General features: G+C 52.6%; 1 protein-coding gene. It reads right to left on the bottom strand.

Features of this window, described 5'->3' with window-relative positions; translation table 11 throughout:
• Positions 1-30: 30 nt before the first annotated feature.
• Positions 31-1,267: hypothetical protein (locus tag D6783_04540; GenBank protein ID RME52508.1), on the bottom strand; the 1,237-nt coding region annotated here is incomplete at its 5' end.

Genomic DNA, 1,267 nt, shown 5'->3' with positions numbered 1-1,267 from the left:
GGGACGAGCTTGTTGGGGACGATGACGGAGTCAAGCATCGCTGGACCTCATGGCTGGGGCGTGTTTCACGCATCGGTCGATGCGTCTTAGCACGGTGTCCTTGCCCAGCAGCTCTAGTGTCGGGCCGATTTCCGGGCTGACCGCCGAGCCGGTCAGAGCGACACGCAACGGCTGAGCGACACTGCCCATGTTCTTGAGTTGTTTTTCCGCCACGAACGTTTCGATCAGCTTGTGCAGGGTGTCTGCGGTCCAATCGTCACATCGTTCGAGAACATCTCGGAATTCCCGCAGCACATTCAGCCCTTCGCCGTCGTTTTTGAGCAGGTTCTTCTTCACGGCCTTGGCGTCGTAGTCCTCGGGGTCTTCAAAGAAGAATCGGCCCAGTATCGCGGGGGTGTCCAAGGTTTGGCTGCGGGCCTGGTACATCTTTGCAAAGGTAGCGAACCCTTGGTTGTCGTCGAGTTCTTTAAGGAACGCGGGGTGGAACAGTTCGAAATGGTTTCTCAGCTTTTTGATGAAGAGATCAGGAGGCAAGGATGCGAGAACCTCGGCATTGAACCGGGCCAGTTTCGCGCGGTCGAACTGTGCGTTCTTTTTTCCGATGCGTTTGAAGTCGAATCGTTCGATCAGGAACTTCAAGTCGAAGCGCTCAATGTCGTCGCCGGGGTTCCAGCCTAACAGGGCGATGTAGTTGAGCAGGACCTCGGGTAAGTAGCCGCTTCGGCGAAAGTCAGCGACGTCTATTTCCGGTAGGTTGATGTCAAGGTAGTCTGCGATTGCTTCCGCAATAAATATACTGTCAATCTCTTTGTCAAGAAACCGATGTATAGCTTCCTTAACTTCTTCGATAAGGCTATTTCCTTTGGGGCGAGCAGCAGACCCTCCCCAGAGTTTGATTTTTATAGTAGCTGTATCTTTTTCTGATAAAGCAATAGTTCCCGGAAGGTTTATTAACTTATCGAGCTTAGTCTCTGGCGGCTTAAAAAAGCCATGTATAATAACTTTATAAACATACTCAGCACAATGATCAATGTTAATTTTGATATCTTTCGCCGCTTTTCGTGCGGCCTTAACCTTGTCGCGTTTGCTCATCTTTGAGCCGTCGGCGTTCATGATCGAGGGAAGATGAACCCATTGCGGACGGGGGAAACCCAGCGCGTCGTACAAAGCGGCATGCTTGGTCGTGTTGGTGAGGTGTTCCTGCCCGCGGATGACGTGGGTCACCCCCATCAGCGCGTCGTCCACGACGACCGCCAGGTGAAACGTG

This window comes from Candidatus Woesearchaeota archaeon (assembly GCA_003694805.1).
Classification (GTDB): domain Archaea; phylum Nanobdellota; class Nanobdellia; order Woesearchaeales; family J110; genus J110.
Note: the sequence above shows the minus strand (reverse complement) of the source record. Positions and strands in the feature narration are given on the sequence as shown.